Source organism: Sphingomonas sp. VDB2 (assembly GCF_047946695.1).
GTDB classification, from domain to species: domain Bacteria; phylum Pseudomonadota; class Alphaproteobacteria; order Sphingomonadales; family Sphingomonadaceae; genus Sphingobium; species Sphingobium bisphenolicum.
This window is the reverse complement of sequence record NZ_CP159615.1, coordinates 1,013,918-1,035,746: the sequence shown is the minus strand read 5'-3', so window position 1 is coordinate 1,035,746 and position 21,829 is coordinate 1,013,918. Positions and strand designations below refer to the sequence as shown.

The 21,829-nt window shown below is 64.0% G+C and carries 20 protein-coding genes and 1 pseudogene; 14 read left to right on the top strand and 7 right to left on the bottom strand.

The features are described from left to right. Positions 1 to 95: 95 nt before the first annotated feature. A complete protein-coding gene (locus ABT375_RS05170; protein ID WP_224545866.1) occupies positions 96 to 1,139 on the top strand; it encodes an aromatic ring-hydroxylating dioxygenase subunit alpha in 1,044 nt (347 codons plus the stop codon). 104 nt (positions 1,140 to 1,243) lie between these two features. Next, a pseudogene (locus ABT375_RS05165) lies at positions 1,244 to 1,435 on the top strand (MerR family transcriptional regulator); the annotation flags it as partial. Between the two features lie 676 nt (positions 1,436 to 2,111). On the opposite strand, the gene ABT375_RS05160 reads toward ABT375_RS05165, so the two are convergent. Next, positions 2,112 to 2,285 carry a hypothetical protein gene (locus tag ABT375_RS05160; RefSeq protein WP_416464333.1) on the bottom strand — a complete coding sequence of 58 codons (174 nt, stop codon included), beginning with the start codon at positions 2,283 to 2,285 and terminating at the stop codon, positions 2,112 to 2,114. A 38-nt stretch (positions 2,286 to 2,323) separates the two neighbouring features. Between ABT375_RS05160 and ABT375_RS05155 the strand changes: the two genes are divergently transcribed. The 10 genes from ABT375_RS05155 (at position 2,324) to ABT375_RS05110 (ending at position 13,087) form a co-directional block, all read left to right on the top strand. After that, positions 2,324 to 3,625 (top strand): cytochrome P450, encoded by a 1,302-nt coding sequence (locus ABT375_RS05155; RefSeq protein ID WP_416464332.1) that lies wholly within the window; start codon positions 2,324 to 2,326, stop codon positions 3,623 to 3,625. Positions 3,626 to 3,694: 69 nt separating this feature from the next. Beyond that, complete coding sequence (locus ABT375_RS05150) at positions 3,695 to 5,203, top strand: aldehyde dehydrogenase family protein (RefSeq protein ID WP_416464331.1); 1,509 nt, start codon at positions 3,695 to 3,697, stop codon at positions 5,201 to 5,203. A gap of 50 nt (positions 5,204 to 5,253) precedes the next feature. Continuing rightward, positions 5,254 to 6,180 carry a hypothetical protein gene (locus ABT375_RS05145; protein ID WP_416464330.1) on the top strand — a complete coding sequence of 309 codons (927 nt, stop codon included), beginning with the start codon at positions 5,254 to 5,256 and terminating at the stop codon, positions 6,178 to 6,180. A gap of 1 nt (position 6,181) precedes the next feature. After that, the gene (locus ABT375_RS05140) at positions 6,182 to 7,363 is read left to right on the top strand and encodes a phosphotransferase family protein (RefSeq protein ID WP_416464329.1); all 1,182 of its coding nucleotides are present in this window, start codon (positions 6,182 to 6,184) and stop codon (positions 7,361 to 7,363) included. Between the two features lie 3 nt (positions 7,364 to 7,366). Then, on the top strand, positions 7,367 to 7,879 hold the full coding sequence (locus tag ABT375_RS05135; protein ID WP_416464328.1) for a hypothetical protein: 513 nt from the start codon (positions 7,367 to 7,369) through the stop codon (positions 7,877 to 7,879). A gap of 41 nt (positions 7,880 to 7,920) precedes the next feature. Continuing rightward, entirely contained in the window at positions 7,921 to 8,850 is a 930-nt protein-coding gene (locus ABT375_RS05130; RefSeq protein ID WP_416464327.1) for a hypothetical protein, read from the top strand. Next, positions 8,850 to 10,037 (top strand): phosphotransferase family protein, encoded by a 1,188-nt coding sequence (locus tag ABT375_RS05125; protein ID WP_416464852.1) that lies wholly within the window; start codon positions 8,850 to 8,852, stop codon positions 10,035 to 10,037. The genes ABT375_RS05130 and ABT375_RS05125 overlap by 1 nt, the downstream gene beginning before the upstream one ends. A gap of 3 nt (positions 10,038 to 10,040) precedes the next feature. Then, positions 10,041 to 10,547, top strand: a complete 507-nt coding sequence (locus tag ABT375_RS05120) for a hypothetical protein (protein ID WP_416464326.1) — start codon at positions 10,041 to 10,043, stop codon at positions 10,545 to 10,547. Further along, positions 10,544 to 11,959 carry an MmgE/PrpD family protein gene (locus ABT375_RS05115; protein WP_416464325.1) on the top strand — a complete coding sequence of 472 codons (1,416 nt, stop codon included), beginning with the start codon at positions 10,544 to 10,546 and terminating at the stop codon, positions 11,957 to 11,959. The genes ABT375_RS05120 and ABT375_RS05115 overlap by 4 nt, the downstream gene beginning before the upstream one ends. Before the next feature lie 33 nt (positions 11,960 to 11,992). Beyond that, entirely contained in the window at positions 11,993 to 13,087 is a 1,095-nt protein-coding gene (locus tag ABT375_RS05110; RefSeq protein WP_224545886.1) for a Zn-dependent alcohol dehydrogenase, read from the top strand. Here ABT375_RS05110 and ABT375_RS05105 read toward each other — a convergent pair. From ABT375_RS05105 to ABT375_RS05080, 6 genes are read right to left on the bottom strand one after another with little or no spacing between them, the layout of a single operon-like run. Next, positions 13,084 to 13,665 (bottom strand): nuclear transport factor 2 family protein, encoded by a 582-nt coding sequence (locus ABT375_RS05105; RefSeq protein WP_416464324.1) that lies wholly within the window; start codon positions 13,663 to 13,665, stop codon positions 13,084 to 13,086. The two genes, ABT375_RS05110 and ABT375_RS05105, sit on opposite strands and share 4 nt — an antisense overlap. Next, positions 13,662 to 14,627, bottom strand: a complete 966-nt coding sequence (locus tag ABT375_RS05100; protein ID WP_416464323.1) for an SDR family NAD(P)-dependent oxidoreductase — start codon at positions 14,625 to 14,627, stop codon at positions 13,662 to 13,664. Before ABT375_RS05100 ends, ABT375_RS05105 begins: the two co-directional genes overlap by 4 nt. Before the next feature lie 8 nt (positions 14,628 to 14,635). Then, on the bottom strand, positions 14,636 to 15,838 hold the full coding sequence (locus ABT375_RS05095; protein ID WP_416464322.1) for an acetyl-CoA C-acyltransferase: 1,203 nt from the start codon (positions 15,836 to 15,838) through the stop codon (positions 14,636 to 14,638). A gap of 13 nt (positions 15,839 to 15,851) precedes the next feature. Further along, entirely contained in the window at positions 15,852 to 16,724 is an 873-nt protein-coding gene (locus tag ABT375_RS05090) for an alpha/beta fold hydrolase (protein WP_224545893.1), read from the bottom strand. Positions 16,725 to 16,727: 3 nt separating this feature from the next. Next, on the bottom strand, positions 16,728 to 18,254 hold the full coding sequence (locus ABT375_RS05085) for a class I adenylate-forming enzyme family protein (protein ID WP_416464321.1): 1,527 nt from the start codon (positions 18,252 to 18,254) through the stop codon (positions 16,728 to 16,730). Next, positions 18,247 to 19,311, bottom strand: a complete 1,065-nt coding sequence (locus ABT375_RS05080) for an amidohydrolase family protein (RefSeq protein ID WP_416464320.1) — start codon at positions 19,309 to 19,311, stop codon at positions 18,247 to 18,249. The genes ABT375_RS05085 and ABT375_RS05080 overlap by 8 nt, the downstream gene beginning before the upstream one ends. Before the next feature lie 240 nt (positions 19,312 to 19,551). Here ABT375_RS05080 and ABT375_RS05075 point away from each other — a divergent pair, with 240 nt between their 5' ends. Both ABT375_RS05075 and ABT375_RS05070 read left to right on the top strand, forming a co-directional pair. Beyond that, the gene (locus tag ABT375_RS05075) at positions 19,552 to 20,670 is read left to right on the top strand and encodes a thiolase C-terminal domain-containing protein (RefSeq protein ID WP_416464319.1); all 1,119 of its coding nucleotides are present in this window, start codon (positions 19,552 to 19,554) and stop codon (positions 20,668 to 20,670) included. A gap of 2 nt (positions 20,671 to 20,672) precedes the next feature. Continuing rightward, complete coding sequence (locus tag ABT375_RS05070) at positions 20,673 to 21,824, top strand: thiolase C-terminal domain-containing protein (RefSeq protein ID WP_416464318.1); 1,152 nt, start codon at positions 20,673 to 20,675, stop codon at positions 21,822 to 21,824. The last annotated feature ends 5 nt before the right edge of the window (positions 21,825 to 21,829 follow it).

The following is a 21,829-nucleotide window of genomic DNA, read 5'->3' as shown; positions in this document are numbered from 1 at the left end:
GCGATTGGCGGTTCGATACCGGGCATCCATAATCATGCCCAACAATAGGGTAGCGCCGGAGCGATGCACCGCCCGGCCGGACAATGGAGAGCAGCATGTTCATCTACAACGCATGGTATGTGGCCGCCTTCGCAGCCGATATCGAACCGGGCAAGACGCTGGGGCGCAAATATCTGAACAAGGCGGTCGTGCTGTTCCGCACCGAAAGTGGCGAGATCGCCGCGCTGGAGGACCGGTGCAGCCATCGCGCCATGCCGCTGTCCGCCGGCCATGTCGACGGCGACGTCATCCGTTGCTGCTATCATGGCGTCGAGTTCAACGGGAAAGGCGCCTGTACCCGTATCCCGAATCAGGCGCGCATTCCCGCGTCCGCCAATGTCCGCCATTATCCCGTGGTGGAGAAGGATCATCTGATCTGGATATGGATGGGCGAACCGGCGCTGGCCGATCCGTCGATCATCGTCGATAGCCCCGAACATAATGATCCGGCCTGGACCTGGCGCCCCTATAATTTTCCGGTGAAGGCCAACTGGCAGCTCATTATCGACAATATCATGGACCTGACCCATGTGCCCTATATCCATGCGCGCACGATCGGCGGGAACCCGGAGCAGCATTATAATGCCGACACCAAGGTCGAGTTTGACGGCCGCAAGGTGACGCTGTTGCGCAAAATGCCCAATTCGGTGCCGCCCAAATCCTATATCGATGCTGGCGGCTTCAAGGGCCGGGTCGATCGCTGGCAGGAGGTGCGGTTCGAGCCGGGCATCGGCATGACCTGCCGTGTCAATGCCGGTGGCTGCGAGGTGGATACCGGCGCCTATGAGGGCAAGCGCGACAATGGCTTCATGCTGGCGAACAATCATTTCATCACGCCGGAGACGGAAACGACCAGCCATTATCTCTGGACCATCTGCACCACCGCGCCCAAGGAAAGCGGCGTTCCGGACGTGCTGTTCGACCAGTTTTTCGATACCATCACCGAGGATGAGGAAACGCTGCAGGCGCAGCAGGCGCGCATCGATGACGAACCGGAGCGGCCCTTTGTCGGCATCGCCAGCGACGGTGCGGTCAACCAGGCGCGCCGCCTGCTGAGCGCCATGCAGGAAGCGGAGGAAGGCGCGAAGGTCGCGGCCTGACGGTCTTTATGCCCTCCGTTCGCAAAGAATGGAGGGCGTTTCCATTGCGTATGGCCTGCACATAGCAGCTTGCTCCGTTCGATCCGCCATGCTGTAGCGTCTTCATGAAGATGCGCGAACTGGAAGAGCGGACCGGAGTCCATCGCGAGACGATCCGCGTCTATCTGCGCGAAGGATTGATTCCAGAGCCGGCTCGCCCCCGCAAAACCGTCGCCGACTATGGTGAGGAACATGTGCAGGCGATCCTGGCGGTGCGGCGGTTGCAGCGCGAAAACCGGCTGACGCTGGCGCAGATCAAGGCGATCATCGGTGGCGAGGGGACCGAGGGGCGGGTCGAGGCCAGCGCCTTCGATCAACTCGAGCAACTGGTCGCGCATCGCGTGGGCGTGGACGGGCCGCCTGTCACCATCGCCTCGCTGCTGGAACGCTATCCCCATGCGGTGGAAGACGCCCGGACGCTGGCGAAGATCGGCATTCTTGACATCATCGAAACGGAGCAGGGCAAGGCGCTGAGCATTACCTGTGCGCAGTTGGTCCGTATCTGGGGCGACATGCGCAAGGCCGGGTTCGACCAGCGGCTGGACTATACGCCAGACATCCTCGGCTTCTATACCGAAGCTGCCGATTTTGTCGGCCGTTGGGAAGCCGTCACCTTCATGGAACGGGTCGAGGGCCATATCGATGTCGGACAGGCCGCGACCATGGTGGAACATGCGTTGCCGCTGATGCTCGATTTCTTCGGCCTGATGCGTCAGCGCGCCTTCTTCCGCCATGTCGACGCAATCCGTGCTGGCAGGGAAACGGAGCGTCCCGACGAGACGGTCAAACCGTCCGCCGCTCAGCATTGACGTCAGCCGCGGGGGCGGTTTTGCCCCTCGACGGATTGCGTATCGTTACTCGTTAGTTCCCCGGCGATGGCTTGGTCGCTGATGGGAAGTTTGCTTGTCGCCGTCCATTTTCAGGCCCTTCGGCTCATTCAATCTGTGGACGAGCATTCAGTTTTTGGGACATGGCGATGCCATTCTCAGTGGTAAAATACTGTAATAAAATGCTTTTTATTTCAGGATTGCCAAATAGTCCGAACGATTTTTGTGATTGACGACTCTCTCCATCCATAGTTACGTAAATGGCATACGCAATACGCATAGATCCTTTAGGGCGGCGTAGCAGGAGAGGGTAGTTCCATGGCGACTTCGCTGGATGCCGATGTGCGTCCGATCATTCCCGATGACATCGCCCGCATCGTGATCGCACCGAAAAGCTATACGGACGACGCCACCATCTATGGTGCGTTCCGGTGGCTGCGGGAGCATATGCCGCTGGGGATCGCGCAGGTTCCGGGCTATGATCCGATCTGGGTCGTCACCAAACATGCCGACATCAAGGAAGTGGAGCGCAACGGCAAGCTGTTCCACAATGCCGATCACAACCCGATCCTGGTCGATCAGGCGTCCGACGCTTTTACGCGGGAGATCAATGGCGGGTCGCTGCGCATATTGTCGTCCCTCACCTATATGGACCCGCCCGAACATGCGTCTTACCGCACGCTGACTTCCAACTGGTTCCTGCCGGGCAAGATCAGCAAGCTGGAGGAACAGATCCGCGTGCTGGCGCGCCAGTCGGTCGACAATCTGCTGAGCTTCGACGGAGAATGCGATTTCGTCCGCGACTTCGCGCTCCATTATCCGCTGCGCGTCATCATGACCCTGTTCGGCGTGCCGCCAGAGGACGAGCCGCGGATGCTCAAGCTGACGCAGGAATTTTTCGGCGTGCATGATCCCGAGGAACAGCGGCCCGAAATGGCGGCCGATCCGGTGGTGGCGGCGAAGCAATGGGCGGCCTCGATCGAAGATTTCTACGTCTATTTCGACAAGCTGAGCGCGGCGCGGCGCGAGCAGCCCACCGACGACCTGCTGTCGCTGATCGCCAACTCGCGGATCAACGGCGCGCCGATCCCGCGCGACGAGGCGAACGGCTATTATGTCGCGATCGCCACCGCCGGGCATGACACGACATCGTCGTCCACCGCAGGCGGGCTGCACGGGATGATGGTCTATCCGGAGAATTGGGCGAAGGTGAAGGCGGACCCGTCGCTGATCCCCGGCCTAGTGGACGAGGCGATCCGCTGGACCAGCCCGGTCAAGCATTTCATGCGCAATGCCACCGCCGATACGCAGGTGCGCGGCATGGACATCCGCGCGATGGACCGGCTGATGATCTGTTATCCGTCGGGCAATCGCGACGAGGCGGTGTTCGCCGATGCCGACCGGTTCGACATCACGCGTTCGCCCAATCCGCACATCGCCTTCGGTTTCGGCCCGCATATGTGCCTGGGCCAGCATCTCGCCAAGCTGGAGATGCGCATATTGTTCGAGGAATTGTTGCCGCATCTGGAATCGGTCGAACTGGCGGGCGATCCGCGGCTGGTCGAGACCAATTTCGTCGGCGGCTACAAGGCGCTGCCGATCCGCTTCAAGAAAAGCTGAATCCTCTCCCCTTGAGCCGCGCCCTGCAAGGCGGGCGCGGCTCCTTCTTATCAACTGGAGACATGGCCCATGAATGCACCCTCAACGATCGCCGCCGGACTGCACGGCGAGAAGGGGCATGAAGTCCGCCTGCCGCAGCAGAAGATGCTGATCGGCGGATCATGGGACGCGGCCGGGGATGGTCGCACCATCGACGTGGAAGACCCGGCGACGGGACAGGTGTTCGCAAGCGTTCCGGCGGGTAGCGCTGCGGATGTGGACCGGGCCGTGACAAAGGCGCGCGCTGCGTTCGAGTCCGCCGCCTGGGCGCGGATGCGGCCGCTCGATCGCGGCAAGATCATCGAGGCGATCGCGCGCAAGATCGAGGATCATGCGCAGGAACTGGCGCTGCTGGAAAGCTATGACAATGGCAAGGCGGTGCATCATGCGCTGGCGGTGGATGTGCCGGCAGCCGTCGACATCTTCCGCTATATGGCGGGCTGGTGTTCGAAAATCTACGGCCAGGTGAATCCGATTTCGGGCGATGGCCGCCAATATCACAGCTATTCGGTGCGTGAGCCGATCGGCGTCGTCGGCCAGATCGTGCCGTGGAACTATCCGCTCGCCATGGCGGCGTGGAAGATCGCCTCGGCGCTGGCGGCGGGTTGCACCATCGTGCTGAAACCGTCGGAAGTCACCCCGCTGACTGCGCTGCGCCTGGCCGAACTGGCGCTGGAGGCGGGACTGCCCGAAGGCGTGCTCAACATCGTCACCGGCTATGGCCACGAGGCGGGGCAGGCGCTGGTCGAGCATCCCGGCGTCGACAAGATCGCCTTCACCGGATCGACCCGCGTGGGCAAGCAGATCGTCCAGACGGCGGCGAAGGACCTGAAGCGCGTCACGCTGGAACTGGGCGGCAAGTCGCCCTCGCTGATCTTCGCCGATGCGGATATCGAGAAGGCCAGCATCGGCGCTGCGCTCGCCATCTTCTTCAATTCGGGGCAGGTCTGTCTCGCGGCCTCGCGCCTCTATGTCGAGCGATCGGTGTTCGACAAGGTGGTGGATGGTGTCGCACAGGTCGCCAAGAGCTTCAAGCTGGGCCATGGCCGCGATCCCGACACGATGCTGGGGCCATTGGTGTCGAAGGTGCAGCAGGGCCGGGTACTGGACTATATCGCGCAGGGCAAGGCGAGTGGCGCGGACCTCGTCACCGGCGGCGGGACGGGCGATCGGGACGGCTATTTCGTCGAGCCGACGATCTTCGCCAATCCCGACGCTGACGCCAGCATCGTGCGGGAGGAGATTTTCGGCCCGGTGCTGGTGGCGACCCCGTTTGACGATGTGGACGATGTCGTCCGCCAAGCCAATGACACCCGCTATGGCCTGGCCGCCAATATCTGGACCCGCGACCTGTCGCGCGCCCACCTGACCGCGCGCAAGCTTCAGGCCGGTACGGTGTGGATCAACACCCATGGCATGAATGATCCGTCCGCGCCCTTTGGCGGGGTCAAGGAATCCGGCTGGGGTCGCGAAGTCGGCGAGGAAGGCGTGCTGCATTATACCGAGACCAAGACGGTGACGGCGCTGCTGGACGATTGACGCTGATCAAAACAAAAACTGCGTAGGGGAAGGCAATGGAAAGGATGAGCATGACGGCACTCACCAACGCTTACATGACCGAAAATTGTGAGCGGCATATTTCCAATCCGGCGATCCCCAAATGGAACCAGAGCTACTATTTCAACTTCTACGACCGGCAGGCGAAACTGGGTGGCTTCATCCGCTTCGGGTTCATGGAGAATATGGGCGAAACCAATGGCTTCGCAATTTTCTTCATGGACGGAAAGCCGCTGTTCACCCGCATCAACATGAATCTTCCCTACACCAGGGACCGTCCAGATGGTGGGGTGACCGTGGCGGGCGTGCGCCTTGAGGCGATAAAGCCGTTGCAAACCTGCCGGATCACGATCGACACCGAGGATTTCGGCGTCGACCTGAGCTGGGATCAGCGCTTCCCGATGGGCGACAGTATCGTTCCGGGCAACGAGGACGATGCGATCGCACGCGAACTGGCCTATATCCATCTGGAAGGCGTGTGCGACGTCACCGGCACGGTGCGCCTGCGCACCGGGCAGACCATCACGATCAAGGATGCAGGCTTTCGCGACGTCAGTTGCGGCCCGCGCAATTGGGCGGGAGTGCAGCATTACCGGCTGGCATGGCCGATCTTCGACAATGGCATGTCCTGCGTTGCGGTCCACGCCATCACCGAGCAGGGCGAGGGCTATCAGAAGATTCTGCACGACGGGCAGCGCTGGCATCATATCGGCCGGGTCGAGGAAGTGATCGAATACGAGCCCGACGAGATGGGCTTCAAACATGTCCACTGGAAGGTGTGGGACGAGGATGAACGGCTGTGGGAGTTCACCGCCAAGCCGTTGTTCCGCTGGCAATTTCCCTTCGACAGTTTCGTGATGGTCGAACAGATGATGGAATATCGGCTGAGCGACGGGACGGTTGGCTACGGCATGGGCGAAGGCGGCTTCCGCTTTCCCTGGGAAGGCAATGGCAATTGACATGAGCGAGATCATCGACGCGCCGTCGATCGACAGGATCGATATCTGGAACCGCAACGACATGGAGCCGCGCATCCGGGAGATACTCGACAGGACCGTGCGGGACCGGGCGAAAGGCCCCTATGCAGCGAAGACCGATGGCGAGGTCATCGCCATGCTGGAGGATTATTTCGCCAGGACCGAAGGGCTGGAAGCCATCGGCATTTCCGATGTATCGCGCATGGCGGGCGGCGCTTCGAAGGAGCAGTTCGCCTTCACCTTGCGGCACAGGGAGGACGCGGCGGGGGAGCGGCTGGTGCTGCGCATGGACCCGCTGGAGGCGATTTCGCAGACCTGTCGTGGCCGCGAGGCGCAGGTGCATGTCGCCTTTGCCGACATATTGCCGGTCGCATCGGTCCGCAGCATCGATGCGGACGGCGAAATAATGGGCCAGCCGGCGATCATCCTGGGCTTCGTCAACGGCGTGACCGAGCCGAGCGAAGGCACGGGACATGGCGTGTCGGGCATTGGCACGCGCTATGACGATTGGGCGGACAAACTGGCCCCCCAATTTATCGACGCGCTGGCGCAGGTGCATCGGTTCGACTGGCGCTCCGCCGACCTGTCCTATTATGCGGCGCCCGAAGCGGGGACGCGACAGGCCGCGATCTGGCAGGTCAACTGGTGGTCGCAGGTCTGGTGGGACGGCGTCGTCCAGCCGGTCGCGATGGTGACCTATGCCGAACGATGGCTGCGCGAACATGCACCGGTCTGCGACGCGCCCGTCATGTGCCACAGCGATCTGCGGCTGGGCAATTTCATGTTCGAGGAACCAAGCGGCAAGTTCACCGCCGTACTGGACTGGGAACTGGCGCATATCGGCGATTTCCACGAGGATATCGCCTGGGCCATCCAGCGCCTTTTTGGCACCTGGACGGACGACGGCACCTTCCTGGTGTGCGGGCTGATCGCGCGGGACGAGTTCCTGCGCGCCTATGAAGCCGCGTCCGGCAACCGCATCGATCCGGTGAAACTGCGCTATTATGAGGTGCTCAACGCCTATAAATGCGCGGTGATCGACCTGGGCCAGGCGATGCGCGCCGCGACGCAGAGCAATAATCACCAGGATATCATCCTCACCTGGCTTGGCTCCGCCGGCGCCGTGTTCCTGGAACAACTCGTCATGCTCATTCGGGAGGCCTGACCCATGCTGCCCAATATCGACCTGCGCATCGCGAATATGATCAAGGCGCTGGAGCAGGTGGTCCTGCCCGCGCTGCCGCGCGACCAGCGCCTGGCCCGCGATCAGGCCATGCTGGTGGCCGGCCATTTGCGCATGATGGGCGAACAGTGGAAGTCTGCGCTCCGTTACGAGCAGGTGGCGCTGGACGATTTACAGGGACTGGCCCGGCATTTGCTGCCCGATGCGCCGGCATTGCTGGCGGACGATCTGAAAGCCGCGCTGGCCATGGCGCAGGCGTGCGATCGCGTCAGCGTGACCGCGATCGAGCGGGCCAATATCGACCTTGGCCACGCCGTCGATGCGGTCATCCTTGGCGGAAAGGATCATGCGCCGCTGCCGCCGGAATCGATCGACGCGCTGCTTGACTATGCGCTGCGACATGCCCGGCGGGAGCGAAGCTGGTTCAAGGCCAATCGGCTCGACCCCGACCAGAATGACCTGCCTGATCTGGAGACGATGCTGGCTGAAGCCGACTGACGCCTCAGCCGAAGAAAATAAAATCGAAGGAGAAGTCGAAGATGCCTGAGACCGCCGCGCCTATCGCCGACTATCCCGTGCAAAATGCCTATCGCCACAAACTGGCGGAAGACGGCCGGGAATCGGCGACCCATCAGTTCGTCCTGCCGCAATATGGCATTGCCGGCTTCTATTATCCTACCGTGCGCGCCAACGGCCATGCCAAGGGGCGCCTCCACCTCTTCGGACCCGGCCTGAGTGCGCCGATCGAAGAGGAGGTCGAGCAGATGGTGTCGGAGGACATGGACTTTGACGACTGGCGCTTCGGCCCCCTGTTGATGGCCGTGCGCGAGCCGTTCAAGACGATCGATCTGGGCTGGGTCGGCGATCGCATCCAGTTCGAAGGACAATGGAGTGCGATCCATCCGCCCTATGCCTTCAGTATGCATCCCAAGGGCAATCCGCCCTATTATGGCGACGATCGCACCGAACAGCATGGCAGGATCAAGGGCAATCTGCGTATCGACGGCAAGGATTTCGCGCTCAACGACTTCATGATCCGCGATCATAGCTGGGGGCCGCGCGTCTGGGGCCTCAACCAGCATTATAAATGGTTCCACGCGACCACCCCGAGCGTGTCGGTGCATTTCTTCGAGATGATGTCGTTCGGCAAGGTCGAAACGCGCGGCTATCTCTTCAAGGACGGCGTCATGCAGCATGTCCAGAGCATCGACTATGACATCGATTATGACGAAGACATGATGCAGGAGCGCTTCCGCGTCACTGTCACTGACAGCGACGGGCGGTCGGTCTTCGTCGATTGCCAGGCTTTCGCGACATATCAGCTCGACCTGGACCCGATCGTCCTGCTGAACGAAGCCGTGGTGACGGCCACGATCGACGGCGAACAGGGCACCGGCTGGTGCGAATTCTGCTGGAATCGCGACTATCTCAAATTCGCCAAGCCCTATGTCCGGCGCTTCGCCTGGTGATGGAGGATATCGCCATGCAGGTGACGCCTGCCCGCAGCGGGGACGTGGACGTCTGGGACCGGTCCGAGATGGAGCCGCGCATCCGCCATATTCTGGAACGGACGGTCCGCTTGCGCGATACCGGTCCCTACCGGCCAAAATCCGACGCCGAGGTGACGGCGATGCTCACCGGCTTCTTCGCGGCGAAGGGCCTGGAGGGGATTGCGATCACCGACGTCGAGCGCATGTCGGGCGGCGCATCGAAGGAACAGTTCGCCTTCACGCTGACCCATCGCGAAACCCCGCAGGGCGAACGGCTGGTGCTGCGGATGGACCCGCTGGAGGCGATCGCCCAGACCTGTCGCGGCCGGGAAGGGGAAATCCAGTCGATCATGGGAAACCACATGCCGGTCGCGCCGGTACGGTGGTTCGATGCCGATGGCGACCTGCTGGGACAGCCTGCGGTCATCCTGGGTTTCGTGCGCGGCGTGACGCAGCCGAGCGAGGGCGGGAGTGGCGGCGTTTCCGGCATGGGGGGACGGCTGGGCAGCCTGATCGACCGGCTGGCGCCGCAATATATCGACGCGCTTGCCACCACCCATCGCTTCGACTGGTCGCGTGCGCATCTGCGCTTTTTCGATGCGCCACGCGCCGACAGCAATCAGGCGGCGATCTGGCAGGTCAACTGGTGGTCGCAGGTCTGGTGGGATTGCCTGGTGGAGCCGGTGCCGGTCGTGGCCCTTGCGGAGCGATGGCTGCGCGAGAACGCCCCGGTGTGCGACCGGCCGATGCTGGTGCATGGCGACCTGCGCATGGGCAATTTCATGTTCGAGGAACCGAGCGGGACGTTCACGGCCGTCCTCGACTGGGAACTCGCGCATATCGGCGATTTCCACGAGGATATCGCCTGGACCATGCAGAAACTGTTCGGGGCCTGGGGCGACGATGGCGTTTTCCTGGTCAGCGGACTTTTGCCCCGCGACGACTTCATCGCGCAATATGAGGCCGCTTCGGGGAATCGGATCGACCCGGTCAGGCTGCATTATTATGAAGTGCTGAACGCCTATAAATGCGCGGTCATGGATCTGGGGCAGGCCATGCGCGCCGCGATCGCCAGCAACAACCATCAGGAGGTCGTGTTGACCTGGCTGGGCTCTGCCGGGGCCGTCTTCCTGAGCCATATCGTCCAACTGATCCGGAAGGGCTGACCCATGCTGCCGAGTATCGATCTGCGCATCGCGAACGTCATCAAGGCGCTGGAACAGGTGGTCCTGCCGGCGCTGACCGGGCGCGAGCGGCTCGCCAAGGACCAGGTCAATCTGTGCATCGGTCATTTGCAGATGATTGCGCAGCAATGGCGATGGGCGGCGGCATTCGAGGCCGGTTCCTTTCAAGCCATGATCGCGCTGGCGGAGGAGATGGAGCCTTCGGTCGATAGCAGCTATGCCGAGGAACTGACGCAGGCGATCGCGTCGGCGAAGGCGGTGGACGGGCAGGATCTGGCGGCCGTGGAACATGCCATCGTCGCGCTGGGCGGCCTGATCGACCGCATCATCCTGGGCGAGGATGGCAAGGTGGTGCTGGCGCCCGCCGTCTGGGAGGCGGTGCTGGGCTATGGCGAGAAGCAGGCGTTGCGCGAACGGACATGGTTCGCCGCCACCGGCCTCGACCCCGATCGACGGGAGCTGCCGAGCATCGCGGCGATGATGGCGGGATGAAGCACGAGAACCCCGTCCTGCCCGAACATGATCCCGCCGGCGCGCTGGCGCGGATGGTCGCGGACACACGCTACGAGGACTTGCCCGCTGGCGTGATCGATCTCGCCAAGCGAGCGATCCTGGACACGCTGGCGGTGACGATCGCGGGGTCAGGCTGGGAGGTCAGCCCCGCCATCGCCGCGCAGGTCGCGGAATGGGGCGGGGCGCCGCAGGCGACCGTGCTGGTCCACGGGCACAAGGTGCCCGCGCCCATGGCGGCGTTCGCGAACGGGGTGATGGCCCGCGCCATCGACATGGGCGATGTCCATGAGACGGGCGGTCATGTCACCGAATGGAATGTGCCGGCCATGCTGTCCGTGCTGGGCATCGCCGCAGGGCCGGTCAGCGGCCGGGATTTCCTGACGGCCTATGTCACCGGGGCAGAAGTGGGCGTGCGCGCCAGCGCGGCGCTCAATCTGGTGCGCTATCATACGACCTGGGGTATGCCGGGCGAGTGGAACGGGCCGCTCTGCGCCGCCGCATCGGTCGCGCGCATCCTGGGCCTGAACGCCGACGAGACATGGAATGCGATGGGCATGGCCTATACGGTCCATGGCATGTCGGAATATAATAAATATTCGGAAGGCACGCAGATGGCGCGCGTGCAGCACAGCTTTGCCGGCGATACGGCGGTCAAGGCGGCGCTGTTGACGCGGCGCGGGGTGACGGCGCCGCGCGGTATATTCCAGGGCGTGCCGAGCGGCATATTGCGCCATGTCGCCTGGGACGATGTGCGGCCCGAATTGCTGACCGACGATCTGGGCACCCGCTGGCAACTGGCGGAAGGGCTGTCGATGAAGCCCTATTCCGCGTGCAAATTCACCCACAGCTTCATTGCCAGCACAGTCGCCATCATACAGGGCGAGGGTCTGGACTGGCGCGACATCGACCGGATCGACTGCGTGGGCAGCAACAGCGCGCGCATGACATTCGAGCCGGCTGCGGCGAAATGGAACCCGCGCAGCGTCCCAGAAGCCATGTTCAGCGCGCCCTATACGATCGCGACGGCGGCGATCAGCGGCGGCTTTTTCCTGCAGGACCTGCATGTCGACCGGATCATGGACGAGGAGCGGCGGGCACTGATGCAACGCGTCCACATCATGGCCGATCCCGCCCATGCCGACCAGTTCGAGGGCTTTCCCGTCACGATCACGCTGACGGATGGACGGCGCTTCACCCATGTCACCCCTTATGTGAAGGGCCATAGCCGCAATCCCATGGACTGGGACGATCTGGCCGACAAGCTGGGTCGGTGCGCGCCCTTTGCCGCCGTCGCGCTGCCGCAGGCGAAGCTCGACAAGTTGGTCGCGCTCTGCCGCGCCATGGAAGAGGTGGAGGATATGCGCGACGTCCTGACCTTGATGACCGCCTGACATTCCGACCTTTCCGCAACATTGGAGAACATCATGAAGGCCGCCATTCTCAACAGCCTCGACGGCACATTCCAGATCGAGGAGATCGACATCGATGCGCCGCGCGGCCGCGAGGTGCTGGTGGAGGTGAAGGCGTCGGGACTGTGTCATTCCGACCTGCATTTTGCCGAGCAGGATTTCGGTGTGCCCTTGCCGGCTGTTCTGGGACATGAGCTGGCGGGCGTCGTCCTGGCGATCGGCCCGGAAGTGCGCGAGTTCGTGGTCGGCGATCATGTGGTGGGATCGCTGATCCAGTTTTGTGGTCATTGCCGCGCCTGCATCGGTGGGCGGACCTATCAATGCACTCATCCGGAAGAGACGCTGCGCGACGATCCTGACCATGCGCATCGCCTGACCCGCAATGGCGAGGGGGTCGCGCAGGTCTTCGGCACGGGCGCTTTTGCCGAGCGCGCGCTGGTGCATGAAAACCAGCTTGCCAAGGTGCCCAAGGAATTGCCCTTCGCCCAGGCATCGCTGCTGGGTTGCGGGACGATCACCGGCGCTGGCGCGGCCATCAACACGGCGTCGGTCCGGCCGGGCGATACGGTCGCGGTGATCGGCATCGGCGGGGTCGGGCTGAATGTGATTTCCGGGGCGCAACTGGCGGGCGCGGCCCGGATCGTCGCGATCGACATGCAGCCGAAGAAAGAAGAGCTGGCGCGCAAGTTCGGCGCGACCGACTTCATCGATGCGTCCGCAGGCGACAGCGTGGCCGCGGTGCAGGCGTTGATCGAGGGCGGCGTCGACCACGCATTCGAGGTGGTGGGCATCAAGGCGACGTCGGAACAGGCGATCAAGATGGTCCGCAAGGGCGGCGGCGCCTATCTGATCGGGGTGCATTCGCCTGCCAATACGATCGACGTCAATGTCACGATCGACCTGCTGACCAACCAGGTCGACCTGCGGGGCGTCTATATGGGCTCGTCCAATATCAAGCACGACATCCCGATGTACGCCCGGCTGTATCTGGAGGGTAAGCTCAATCTGGACGACCTGATTTCGCGCGAGATCAGCCTGTCCGATATCAACGACGCCTATAAGGAATTGAAGGGCGGGGCGATCGCGCGCAGCGTCATCACCTCCTTCTAGGGGCGTTCAGGCGGGGCGACGCCATGGCGGGCGCGACCCCGTTCGCTCATCCGGTCGATATCGCCCGGCCAGAAAGGCGCATCGAAGCCGGCGGTCAGCCTTTCGATGCGCCATGCGCCATCTTCTGGCCGATAGTCGGTGCGGTAGAAACCGGTCGTTTCCAGCTTCGCCGCCCGGCCATCCGACGACATCAGCAGCAGATAGCTGAGCGTCGTCGCGCGTTCGGAGGTCTGTTGTTCCACGATGGTGTTGAGGATCATGTGGCGGCGCTGGTCGTGCTGGTGCGGCCAGAATTCGGTCAGCCAGCGCACGACCCGATCGCGGCCGACAAAGGGGCCGATCGGAATGCGCCCCAGCACATCGCCTTCCCATATTGCGTCCTGCGTGAAGCAGTCGGCCAGCGCATCGGCGCGGCGCTCGTCATAGGCCCAGCAGTAGCGTGCGATGCGCTCGCAGATCACTTGCCTGTCCGTCACGCCGTTCGGTCCTTCAGGCGCACGCGCCTCGCCCAGCGCGAGCATACCGGCATGATGCGCCCAGCCGGGCATAACGAACGAATCGTTCGATGGATCACTCATGACGCACCGTTCGCGGCGGGAACGCCGAACAGTTTCGGGATAAGAAGGAGTTCGTCCAGCGTGCTGCGCGGGTCGAGCGCCCCGTCGAGCGAGCGGAGGGTCTCCACATTGTCGCGCAGATCTTCCGGGCCATGGTCGGGATTGAAATAGCCTTCGCCTACGACGAAGCCGACGCGTGCGACCTTGCCCGACGAGACGCTGAAGATGTCGCCGTTGATGGTGGTCGAGCGATGGGCGAGCCATAGCACCGCCGGCGAGACGATGGCGGGCGGTCCCATCGGGACTTTGCCCGCGCGAATGTCCGCCTGCCAATCGTCGCCGCCTGCGTCCGCGCCGCCGAAAAAGGCGTCGCGATTCATGCGGGTGACTGCCATCGGGGCGATGGCGTTGACGGTGATGCCGCTGCCGCCGACCTCGTTCGCCAGCGCCTTGGTGAAGCCCGCTACGCCGAGCTTCGCGGCGCCGTAATGGACGAGTTGCTCATTGCCCGCGAAGCCGGCGTTGGATGTGGTGTTGACGATGCGGCCATGGCGCTGCGCGACGAAATGGGGCCAGACCGCCTTCGACATTTGGAAGGTGCCGTCCAGCGTCACGGCGATCATTCGTCGCCAGCCGTCGTCGCTAATATGCTCCAGCGTCGCGAAGTCGATTATGCCGGCATTGTTGACGAGTATGCTGACCGAGCCGAAGGCATCGAGCGCGGTCCGCACGACGGCGGCGGCGCCCTCCGCGGTAGTGACGCTGTGACTGTCGGCTACGGCCCGGCCACCGATGGCGACAATCTCATCCACCACCGATTGGGCGACCTGGGTCGATCCACCTAGGCCATCGGGTTCGACGCCGATGTCGTTGACCACGACCGCTGCGCCCCGCGCCGCGAAGGCGAGCGCATGTTCGCGACCGAGGCCCCGACCGGCACCGGTGATGATGACGACATCGTGGTCGAAGCGCATCTGGTTCATGTGCCGCCTCAGCCCGGAATTTCGAACAGGCCGGCCGACCCCATGCCGCCCGCCACGCACATGGAGACCACCGCCCAGCGCACGCCTCGCCGACGCGCCTCGATCAGTGCATGGCCGGCGATGCGGCTGCCGGTCATGCCGAAGGGATGGCCGAGCGCGATGCCGCCGCCATTGACGTTGATCTTTTCCGGATCGATGCCCAGAAAATCGCGGCAATAGAGATATTGGCTGGCGAAAGCCTCGTTGATTTCCCATAGGCCGATATCCTCGACCTTCAGGCCGGCGCGATCCAGCAACTTGGGAATGGCGAAGATTGGACCGATGCCCATCTCTTCCGGGGGACAGCCAGCCGACTGGAAGCCGCGATAGAGGCCCAGTATCTCGCGCCCCTCCGCCTTCGCCGTCGCATGGTCCATCACTATCTGGGCGGAGGCGCCGTCCGATAGCTGGCTGGCATTGCCGGCGGTCACGAACTTGCCTTCCTTCACGATCTGGCCGTCGCGCCAGACCGGCTTCAGCCGGGCAAGACCCTCCGCCGTGGTGTCGGCGCGGATGCCTTCGTCCACCGACAGCATCAGCGTTTCGGTGCCCGACATGCTGCCGTCCTTCTCGACGATATTCTTGGTGACGGTGATCGGCGCGATCTCGTCCGTGAAGCGGCCGGCCGCGACGGCGGCGGCGGCGCGCTGGTGGCTGATGGCGGCGATCTCGTCCTGCGCTGCGCGGCTGATGCCATAGCGGTCCGCAACGATCTCCGCCGTTTCGATCATTGCCATATAGGCGTGGGGCTTGCGGTCCAGCACGGCCGCCGGGCGGGCGCGATGGGTGGGGGCATAGTCGCGCGTGTGGGTGATCGATTCGACGCCGCCCGCAACGGCAACGTCCATGTCGCCGGCGATGATGCCGCGCGCCGCGAAAGCGAGCGCGGTGAGACCGCCGGCGCATTTGCGGTCGACCGACGCGCCGGGGACCGAATCGGGCAGGCCGGCGGCGAACCCGGTGGTGCGGCCGATGTTGAAGCCCTGATCGCCCCATTGCGAGCCAGCGCCGAAGATGACGTCGTCGATCCGGGCGGGGTCGATGCCCGCGCGGGCGATGGCGGCGTTGACGGCATGGCCCGCCAGCGCCGGGGCGTCGGTATCGTTGAAGGCGCCGCGCGTCGCCTTGGCGACGGGGGTGCGAGCGGTGGAAACGATGGCAGCTTCACGCATGGACATTCTCTTTTCAGCGGATGGTTTCGAGGAAATCGGTGAGCGCGGCCAGAAAGGCGGCGCGAGACTGATGGTGCAGCCAGTGGCTGGCGCCGGGGAAGCGGACCAGGCGATGGTCGGCGATGCGGTCGAGCCGGTCGGCTGCGGGTTCGGGAATCCAGCTTTCCCCGCCATAGGCAAGCAAGGTGGGGCAGGCGATAGCCGCCAATATCTCGTCCAGATCGACGCCATGGGCATCGTAGGGGGCACGATCGCGACAGGCGTCGTCATATTTCCAGCGCCAGCCGCCGTCGGCGGTCCGGGTGACGCCATGATAAGCGAGGTGGGCGATGGTTTCTGCGTCCATCCCGGGATTATGCGCGGCCATCCGCGCCGCCGCCTCCGCAACGTCGGCATAGATACGGGGCGTGCGCTGCCGGTCGCGACGCTGCCCGTCGATCCATTGGCGCAGGCGGGTGGGATAGGGTTTGGACGCTTTCGCCTGATCGCGGATGATCGGCAGCTCGACTCCCTCGATGCTGCAGAGCGATCGCACCCGTTCGGGGAAGGTGGCAGCGAAACGCAGGGCGATGTGGCCGCCCATGGAATGGCCGACGAGATGGATGTCGGACAGGCCGAGCGCATGGACGCAATCGGCAATGTCGATGACATGGTTGGACAGGGCGTAGGAGCCGCGCCCGGTCCAGTCGCTGTCGCCATGGCCGCGCAGGTCGATGGCCACGACATGATAGCGATCGGCAAGGGCGCTGGCGATCCAGTCCCAATTATGGGCGTGGTCGAGCAGGCCGTGGACCATGAGCGCGGCGGGATTAGCCGGATCGCCCCATGTCAGGACATGGCGGCGCGATCCGCAAATGTCGACGAAGGTGGAATTCGGCGCGATCATGGGTCAGTCGGCGACCGGCTGGGCGCGCAACGCGCGACGCAGGATCTTGCCGGTCGGCCCCTTGGGCAGCTCGTCCAACAGGGTGATCGCGGCGGGCACCTTGTAAGCGGCCAGATGCGTGCGGCAATGCGCAAGTATCTGATCGGGGGTAGGTCGACGGCCGGGCTGGAGCGCGACGAAGGCGACCGGAACTTCGCCCAGCATCGTGTCTTCGCGGGCGATCACCGCGGCTTCCGCCACGCCGGGTATCTGGTAGAGAATTTCCTCTATGTCGGCGGGGTAGATATTCTGGCCGCCGCGGATGATGACGTCCTTCTTGCGATCGACGATATAGGCATAGCCGTCCGCGTCGAGATGGCCGATGTCGCCGGTCCGCAGCCAGCCGTCGCGCAGCGCCATCGCACTGTCGAGCGGCGCGAGATAATAGCCCGCCATGATGTTCGGTCCGCGCACGACGATTTCTCCGCTGGCGCCGACCGGGCAAGGCGCGCCAGTATCGTCGACGATGGCGAGGTCCATGCCGTCCAGCACGCGGCCGATGGTGCGTTCCCGCTCCATCCCGCCATGATCGCCGAGCCGGACCTGCGTCAGGGTGACGAGTGCCGTCGCTTCGGTGAGGCCGTATCCGGTGAGCAGCCGGACGTCCGGGGCCACGGCGAGCAGCCGCTGGAGGAGGGCGGAGGGCACTGGCGCGCCGCCGGTCATGATCGTGCGGAGCGAACCGAGCGAATCACGGTTGGCGGAAGGATGATCGAGGATTTTCTGCAGCATCGTCGGCACGGCGGGCAGGAAGGTGCAGCGGTGCGCGGCGATGGCGCCGATGCAGGCACCCGCATCAAACCGGGCGTGGAGGACCAGCGTGCAGCCGGTCACCAGCATCGCGTTGATACACTGGTTGAGGCCGAACGTGTTGTAGAGCGGCAAAGCGCACAGGATGACGCTGTCGTCGTCCAGCCCCAGCCAGCGAGGCGTACTGTCGTAATTGGCGGCGAGATTGCCGGCGGACAGCATGACGCCCTTGGCCTTGCCGGTGGTGGCGCTGGTGAGGAGGAGCATGGCCATGTCCTCCGGCTGCAGCGGGACGGGTGCGGAAAGGGGCGTGGCGTGGTCGATCGCGAACGGCAACGACCGGCTGTTCGCGCCATCCGCTGGCGCGTCCAGCAAGATCAGCGGGCAACCCATGTCCGCGGCCAGCGCATCGGCGAGGTCGCGGGCAGTGACGATATGATCGAGCGCGCAGCAGGCGACGGCATGACGGATTTCGCCCGCGCGATAGAGGATGTTGATCGGCGTCACCACCGCGCCGAGTGCGAACAATGCCTGCTGGACCAGAATGAAGTCGGGCGAGGCGCGCAGCAGCAGCCCAACATGGTCGCCATGGCCGATACCCAGCGCGGCAAGGCCGCCGGCCATCGCCTGCACGCCCTGTGCCAGCCTGGCGAAGCTGTGCGTCGCGCCTTCGAAGAGCAGCGCCGTCCGGTCGGGCGATTCGGCGGCGAGGTGAAAGAGGCGGGCGGCGCGATTAGCCATGGCTCGCCTCGGCCAGAGCGGGCAGGGACAGTCCGTAGCTGGCGGTCGCCGTGCCGGCGAACAGGGCGTGTTTTTCCGTGTCGCTGGCGCCGGCGGCCAGCCGCTTGAAGGCGTTCCAGAGCGTGGCGTAGGAATACATCGCCTTGTCGACCGGGAAATTGCTTTCGAACATGCAGCGATCCGCGCCGAACAAGTCGATGCAGCGTTCGACAGTGGGCCGCCATGCGTCGGCCAGTTCGATCGAGGATGGCGGCGCGTCGCGTTCGTGCCAGCGCGCGCCGCAGATGATCATGCCGAAGCCGCCGATCTTGACGCGAACATTGGGACAGCGGGCAAGGTCGGCCATGTCCTGCGACCAGTGCTGGAAATTCTCCTCTGCGCGCCCTTCATAGGGGCCGACGCCGATGATGCAGCCAATATGGTCGAGGATGATGGGCAGGTCGGGCATGGCTCGCGCAAGCGCCGTCAGTTCGGGGATCTGCCGATGATAGAGCATCGCGTCATAGGCGATGCCCGCCGCCTGCACCCGCGCGAGCCCGGCGCGGTAGGCCGGGTCGGCTAGCATCCCTGCGGGGGAAGGGCGCAGCACGATGCCGTTGGGAAACAGTTCGTCGCGGGAAACGGAGTGGCGGATACTGCGCAGCCGGCCGTCGGCGGCGTCAGCATGGGCGGCCAGCACCTCTTCCACCGCGTCGCCCAGCATCAAGTTGGCATGGGCGACGATGCCCGCGGCGATCATGGTTGACGCGCCGCGCCGCGAGGCTTCCGCGGCGATGGCGGCGACCGCTTCCGTTTCGCCAACAGGCGCGAGATCGGCCTCCCCCTTGGTGCGATAGGCATAATGGGCCTGGACGAAGACGGTCGCGTCGATCCGGTGGCCTTCGCCCAGATCGGCCAGCAGCTCATCGAGCAGATAAGGGACGCCCGATTCCACCCACAGGTGATGATGCGGGTCTATGATCGGCAGGTCGGGATCAATCGCCGCTTCGCGGGCGCGAGCCAGCCACGCCGGATTTGGCGTCGGATAGCGATAGCGGCCCGTCACGTCCAAACCCATATCCTGCCTCTCCATTCTTGCTTTGCCCGATAATGTTTCGGATAAAAGCAAAAAGCAATCTCCTTATTCCATCCTAATAATCTACAATTTCGCCCGGAATAGGGCATTCTCCTTCCCATCGTCAAAATCCGACTAATCGTCGAATTATCTTGACTAGGGCGTTGATGGCGGCATAACCAAGGCTACAACGCCGTTCACCGCTTCAAGCATGGGAATGGTGCTGGGATGAGGAATGCACTGATGGCACTAAGCAAGGTGGGGGTCGTTGCGACCGCCCAGACAGAATTTCGACCTGCCTGGAACAATGCCCAGCATATCGATCTGATCTCTTCGGTGGTCACGTCGGTATTCAAGGGTTCAGGCCTGACGATCGATGATGTGGATTTCATCATCGATTCCGGCAGCGACGTGCTCGACGGCCGGTCCATTTCCAACTGTGGTTTCCTCGGTGCGCTCGGCGCGCATCACAAGGAAGAGGCGCGGGTCGAGGAAGACGGGCTGTGGGCGGCGCTTTACGGCGTGAACAAGATCCGCTCCGGCTCGTCCTCGGTCGGCCTGATCGTCGCTTACTCCAAGCCGTCGGAATCCAATGTCGATCTGTACTGGAATGCGCAGGTGGAGCCTTTCTACCAGCGTCCGGTCGGCTTCGACCAGCGTGCCGCGAACGGCATCATGGCGCAGCGTTATCTGGCCGACAGCGGCCTTTCGAGCCGCAATCTGGCCGATCTGGTCGCAGACCGCTGGGCGGCCGCTGCGGCGTCCGGCAAGGTGTCGATCGATGACCTGCCCGACGCCGACGCCATATTGGCTGCGAAGGAGGGGGCGGCTCCGCTCACCGAACTGATGTTCGCCCGGCCGGTCGACGGCGCCGTCGCCGTGCTGATCGCACGGGAAGACATTGCCCGGCGGGTCAGCCGCAATCCGGCCTTCATCACCGGCATGGGCACATCGATGGATACGCATAGCGTCGCCGCGCGCGAGGCCGGCCGACTGTCGTCCGCCGCCACGGCCGCCGCCATGGCTTACCGCAATGCCGGCTGGGCGTCGGCGGATGCGGACATTGCCGAAATCAGCGGATCGTCGGTGATCGGCGAATTGCTGGCGATCGAGGCGCTGGGACTGGCGGAAGCGGGCAAGGGCCTGTCGGCCGCGCGCGACGGCAATGTCGCGATCAACCGGTCGGGCGGCGCCTTGCCGGCGGATCCGATCATGGCGACCGGCCTCGTCCGATTGGCGGAAGCCAGCCGGCAACTGAGCCAGCCTGAAACGTCCAGCGGCGGCACTCCGCGCCGCGCCATCGTCCACGGCGCCGGCGGCGTCGGTATGCAGAACAACTGCGTCTTCACTCTCGAGGTTTGATCATGGGCCGTCATGTAGGAATAGTAGGGGTCGGGCAGACCCATCATGCACGCCGCCGGACCGACGTCAGCCAGGCGGGACTGGTGCGCGAAGCGGTGGACCGCGCGCTAGCGGACGCCAAGCTGAGCATGGAGGATATCGACACCGTCGTCGTCGCCACCGGCCCGGTGCTGTTCGCTGCGGTGAACCAGCCGGAAAAATGGGTGGTCGATGCGATCGGCGCGCAGGGCAAGTCGGTGGTCCGCCTGACCAGCGGCGGCGGCGCGGGCTTCGCCGGGGCGCTGGCTGGCTATTATCAGGTTGCGGGTGGCTTTTCCGAACGCACGTTGGTCGTCGCCTATGACAAGCTGTCCGAAGGGCAGCTGCAATATTCGATCTCCACCCTCTACGATCCCTTTTGGGGCCGGGAGTTCGCGGTCGGCATCATGGGCTTTTCCGCCGCCTACTGGCGCGCGCGCATGGACGTGCTGGGCCATACCGAGGAAGCGGCGGCGATGGTCGCGGCGAAGAACCGCAAGAATGCGATCGCCAACCCCTATGCGCATGTGAAGAAGGAAGTGTCGGTCGACGACGTCCTCAATTCCAAGCCGCTCTGCTGGCCGATCAAACTGCTCGACGTGCCGCCCATTTCCGATGGGGCCGCCGCGATCGTGCTGTCGTCGGAGAAGATGGCGCATCATTCGACCAGCCGTCCCGCCTGGATTCGGGGGATGGCCTATTGCTGCGAAGCGGACAATGCGCCCGAACGGTCGCTGATGCTGTCCGAACCGCTGGCGATCGCCAGCCGCCAGGTCTATCGCGCCGCCGGCATCACCAACCCGCGCCGCCAGTTCGACGTGGTCGAGGTGCAGGAGCCCTATAGCTGCTTCGAACTCAACTATTATGAGAGCCTGGGGCTTTGCCCGCCCGGACAGGCGGCCGAGCTGATGGCGTCCGGCGCGACGCAACTGGACGGCGACATACCCGTGAATCCGTCGGGCGGCTGCATGGGCGCGAACCCCATCGGCGCGGTCGGCGTGATCCGCCTGATCGAGGCGGCGACGCAGGTCATGGGCAAGAATGAAAGCCACCAGATCAAGGACGCCAAGACCGCCCTCGTGCAGTCAGGTGGCGGTTGGGCCAATCTGCGCGGTTGCGCCGTTCTGAGCGCATAAGGAGA

Bases quoted from the DNA above. Each gene is read 5' to 3' on its own strand.
- ABT375_RS05170 (WP_224545866.1), top strand. From the start codon at position 96: ATGTTCATCTACAACGCATGGTATGTGGCCGCCTTCGCAGCCGATATC.
- ABT375_RS05160 (WP_416464333.1), bottom strand. From the start codon at position 2,285: ATGCGTATTGCGTATGCCATTTACGTAACTATGGATGGAGAGAGTCGT.
- ABT375_RS05155 (WP_416464332.1), top strand. From the start codon at position 2,324: ATGGCGACTTCGCTGGATGCCGATGTGCGTCCGATCATTCCCGATGAC.
- ABT375_RS05150 (WP_416464331.1), top strand. From the start codon at position 3,695: ATGAATGCACCCTCAACGATCGCCGCCGGACTGCACGGCGAGAAGGGG.
- ABT375_RS05145 (WP_416464330.1), top strand. From the start codon at position 5,254: ATGACGGCACTCACCAACGCTTACATGACCGAAAATTGTGAGCGGCAT.
- ABT375_RS05140 (WP_416464329.1), top strand. From the start codon at position 6,182: ATGAGCGAGATCATCGACGCGCCGTCGATCGACAGGATCGATATCTGG.
- ABT375_RS05135 (WP_416464328.1), top strand. From the start codon at position 7,367: ATGCTGCCCAATATCGACCTGCGCATCGCGAATATGATCAAGGCGCTG.
- ABT375_RS05130 (WP_416464327.1), top strand. From the start codon at position 7,921: ATGCCTGAGACCGCCGCGCCTATCGCCGACTATCCCGTGCAAAATGCC.
- ABT375_RS05125 (WP_416464852.1), top strand. From the start codon at position 8,850: ATGGAGGATATCGCCATGCAGGTGACGCCTGCCCGCAGCGGGGACGTG.
- ABT375_RS05120 (WP_416464326.1), top strand. From the start codon at position 10,041: ATGCTGCCGAGTATCGATCTGCGCATCGCGAACGTCATCAAGGCGCTG.
- ABT375_RS05115 (WP_416464325.1), top strand. From the start codon at position 10,544: ATGAAGCACGAGAACCCCGTCCTGCCCGAACATGATCCCGCCGGCGCG.
- ABT375_RS05110 (WP_224545886.1), top strand. From the start codon at position 11,993: ATGAAGGCCGCCATTCTCAACAGCCTCGACGGCACATTCCAGATCGAG.
- ABT375_RS05105 (WP_416464324.1), bottom strand. From the start codon at position 13,665: ATGAGTGATCCATCGAACGATTCGTTCGTTATGCCCGGCTGGGCGCAT.
- ABT375_RS05100 (WP_416464323.1), bottom strand. From the start codon at position 14,627: ATGAACCAGATGCGCTTCGACCACGATGTCGTCATCATCACCGGTGCC.
- ABT375_RS05095 (WP_416464322.1), bottom strand. From the start codon at position 15,838: ATGCGTGAAGCTGCCATCGTTTCCACCGCTCGCACCCCCGTCGCCAAG.
- ABT375_RS05090 (WP_224545893.1), bottom strand. From the start codon at position 16,724: ATGATCGCGCCGAATTCCACCTTCGTCGACATTTGCGGATCGCGCCGC.
- ABT375_RS05085 (WP_416464321.1), bottom strand. From the start codon at position 18,254: ATGGCTAATCGCGCCGCCCGCCTCTTTCACCTCGCCGCCGAATCGCCC.
- ABT375_RS05080 (WP_416464320.1), bottom strand. From the start codon at position 19,311: ATGGGTTTGGACGTGACGGGCCGCTATCGCTATCCGACGCCAAATCCG.
- ABT375_RS05075 (WP_416464319.1), top strand. From the start codon at position 19,552: ATGGCACTAAGCAAGGTGGGGGTCGTTGCGACCGCCCAGACAGAATTT.
- ABT375_RS05070 (WP_416464318.1), top strand. From the start codon at position 20,673: ATGGGCCGTCATGTAGGAATAGTAGGGGTCGGGCAGACCCATCATGCA.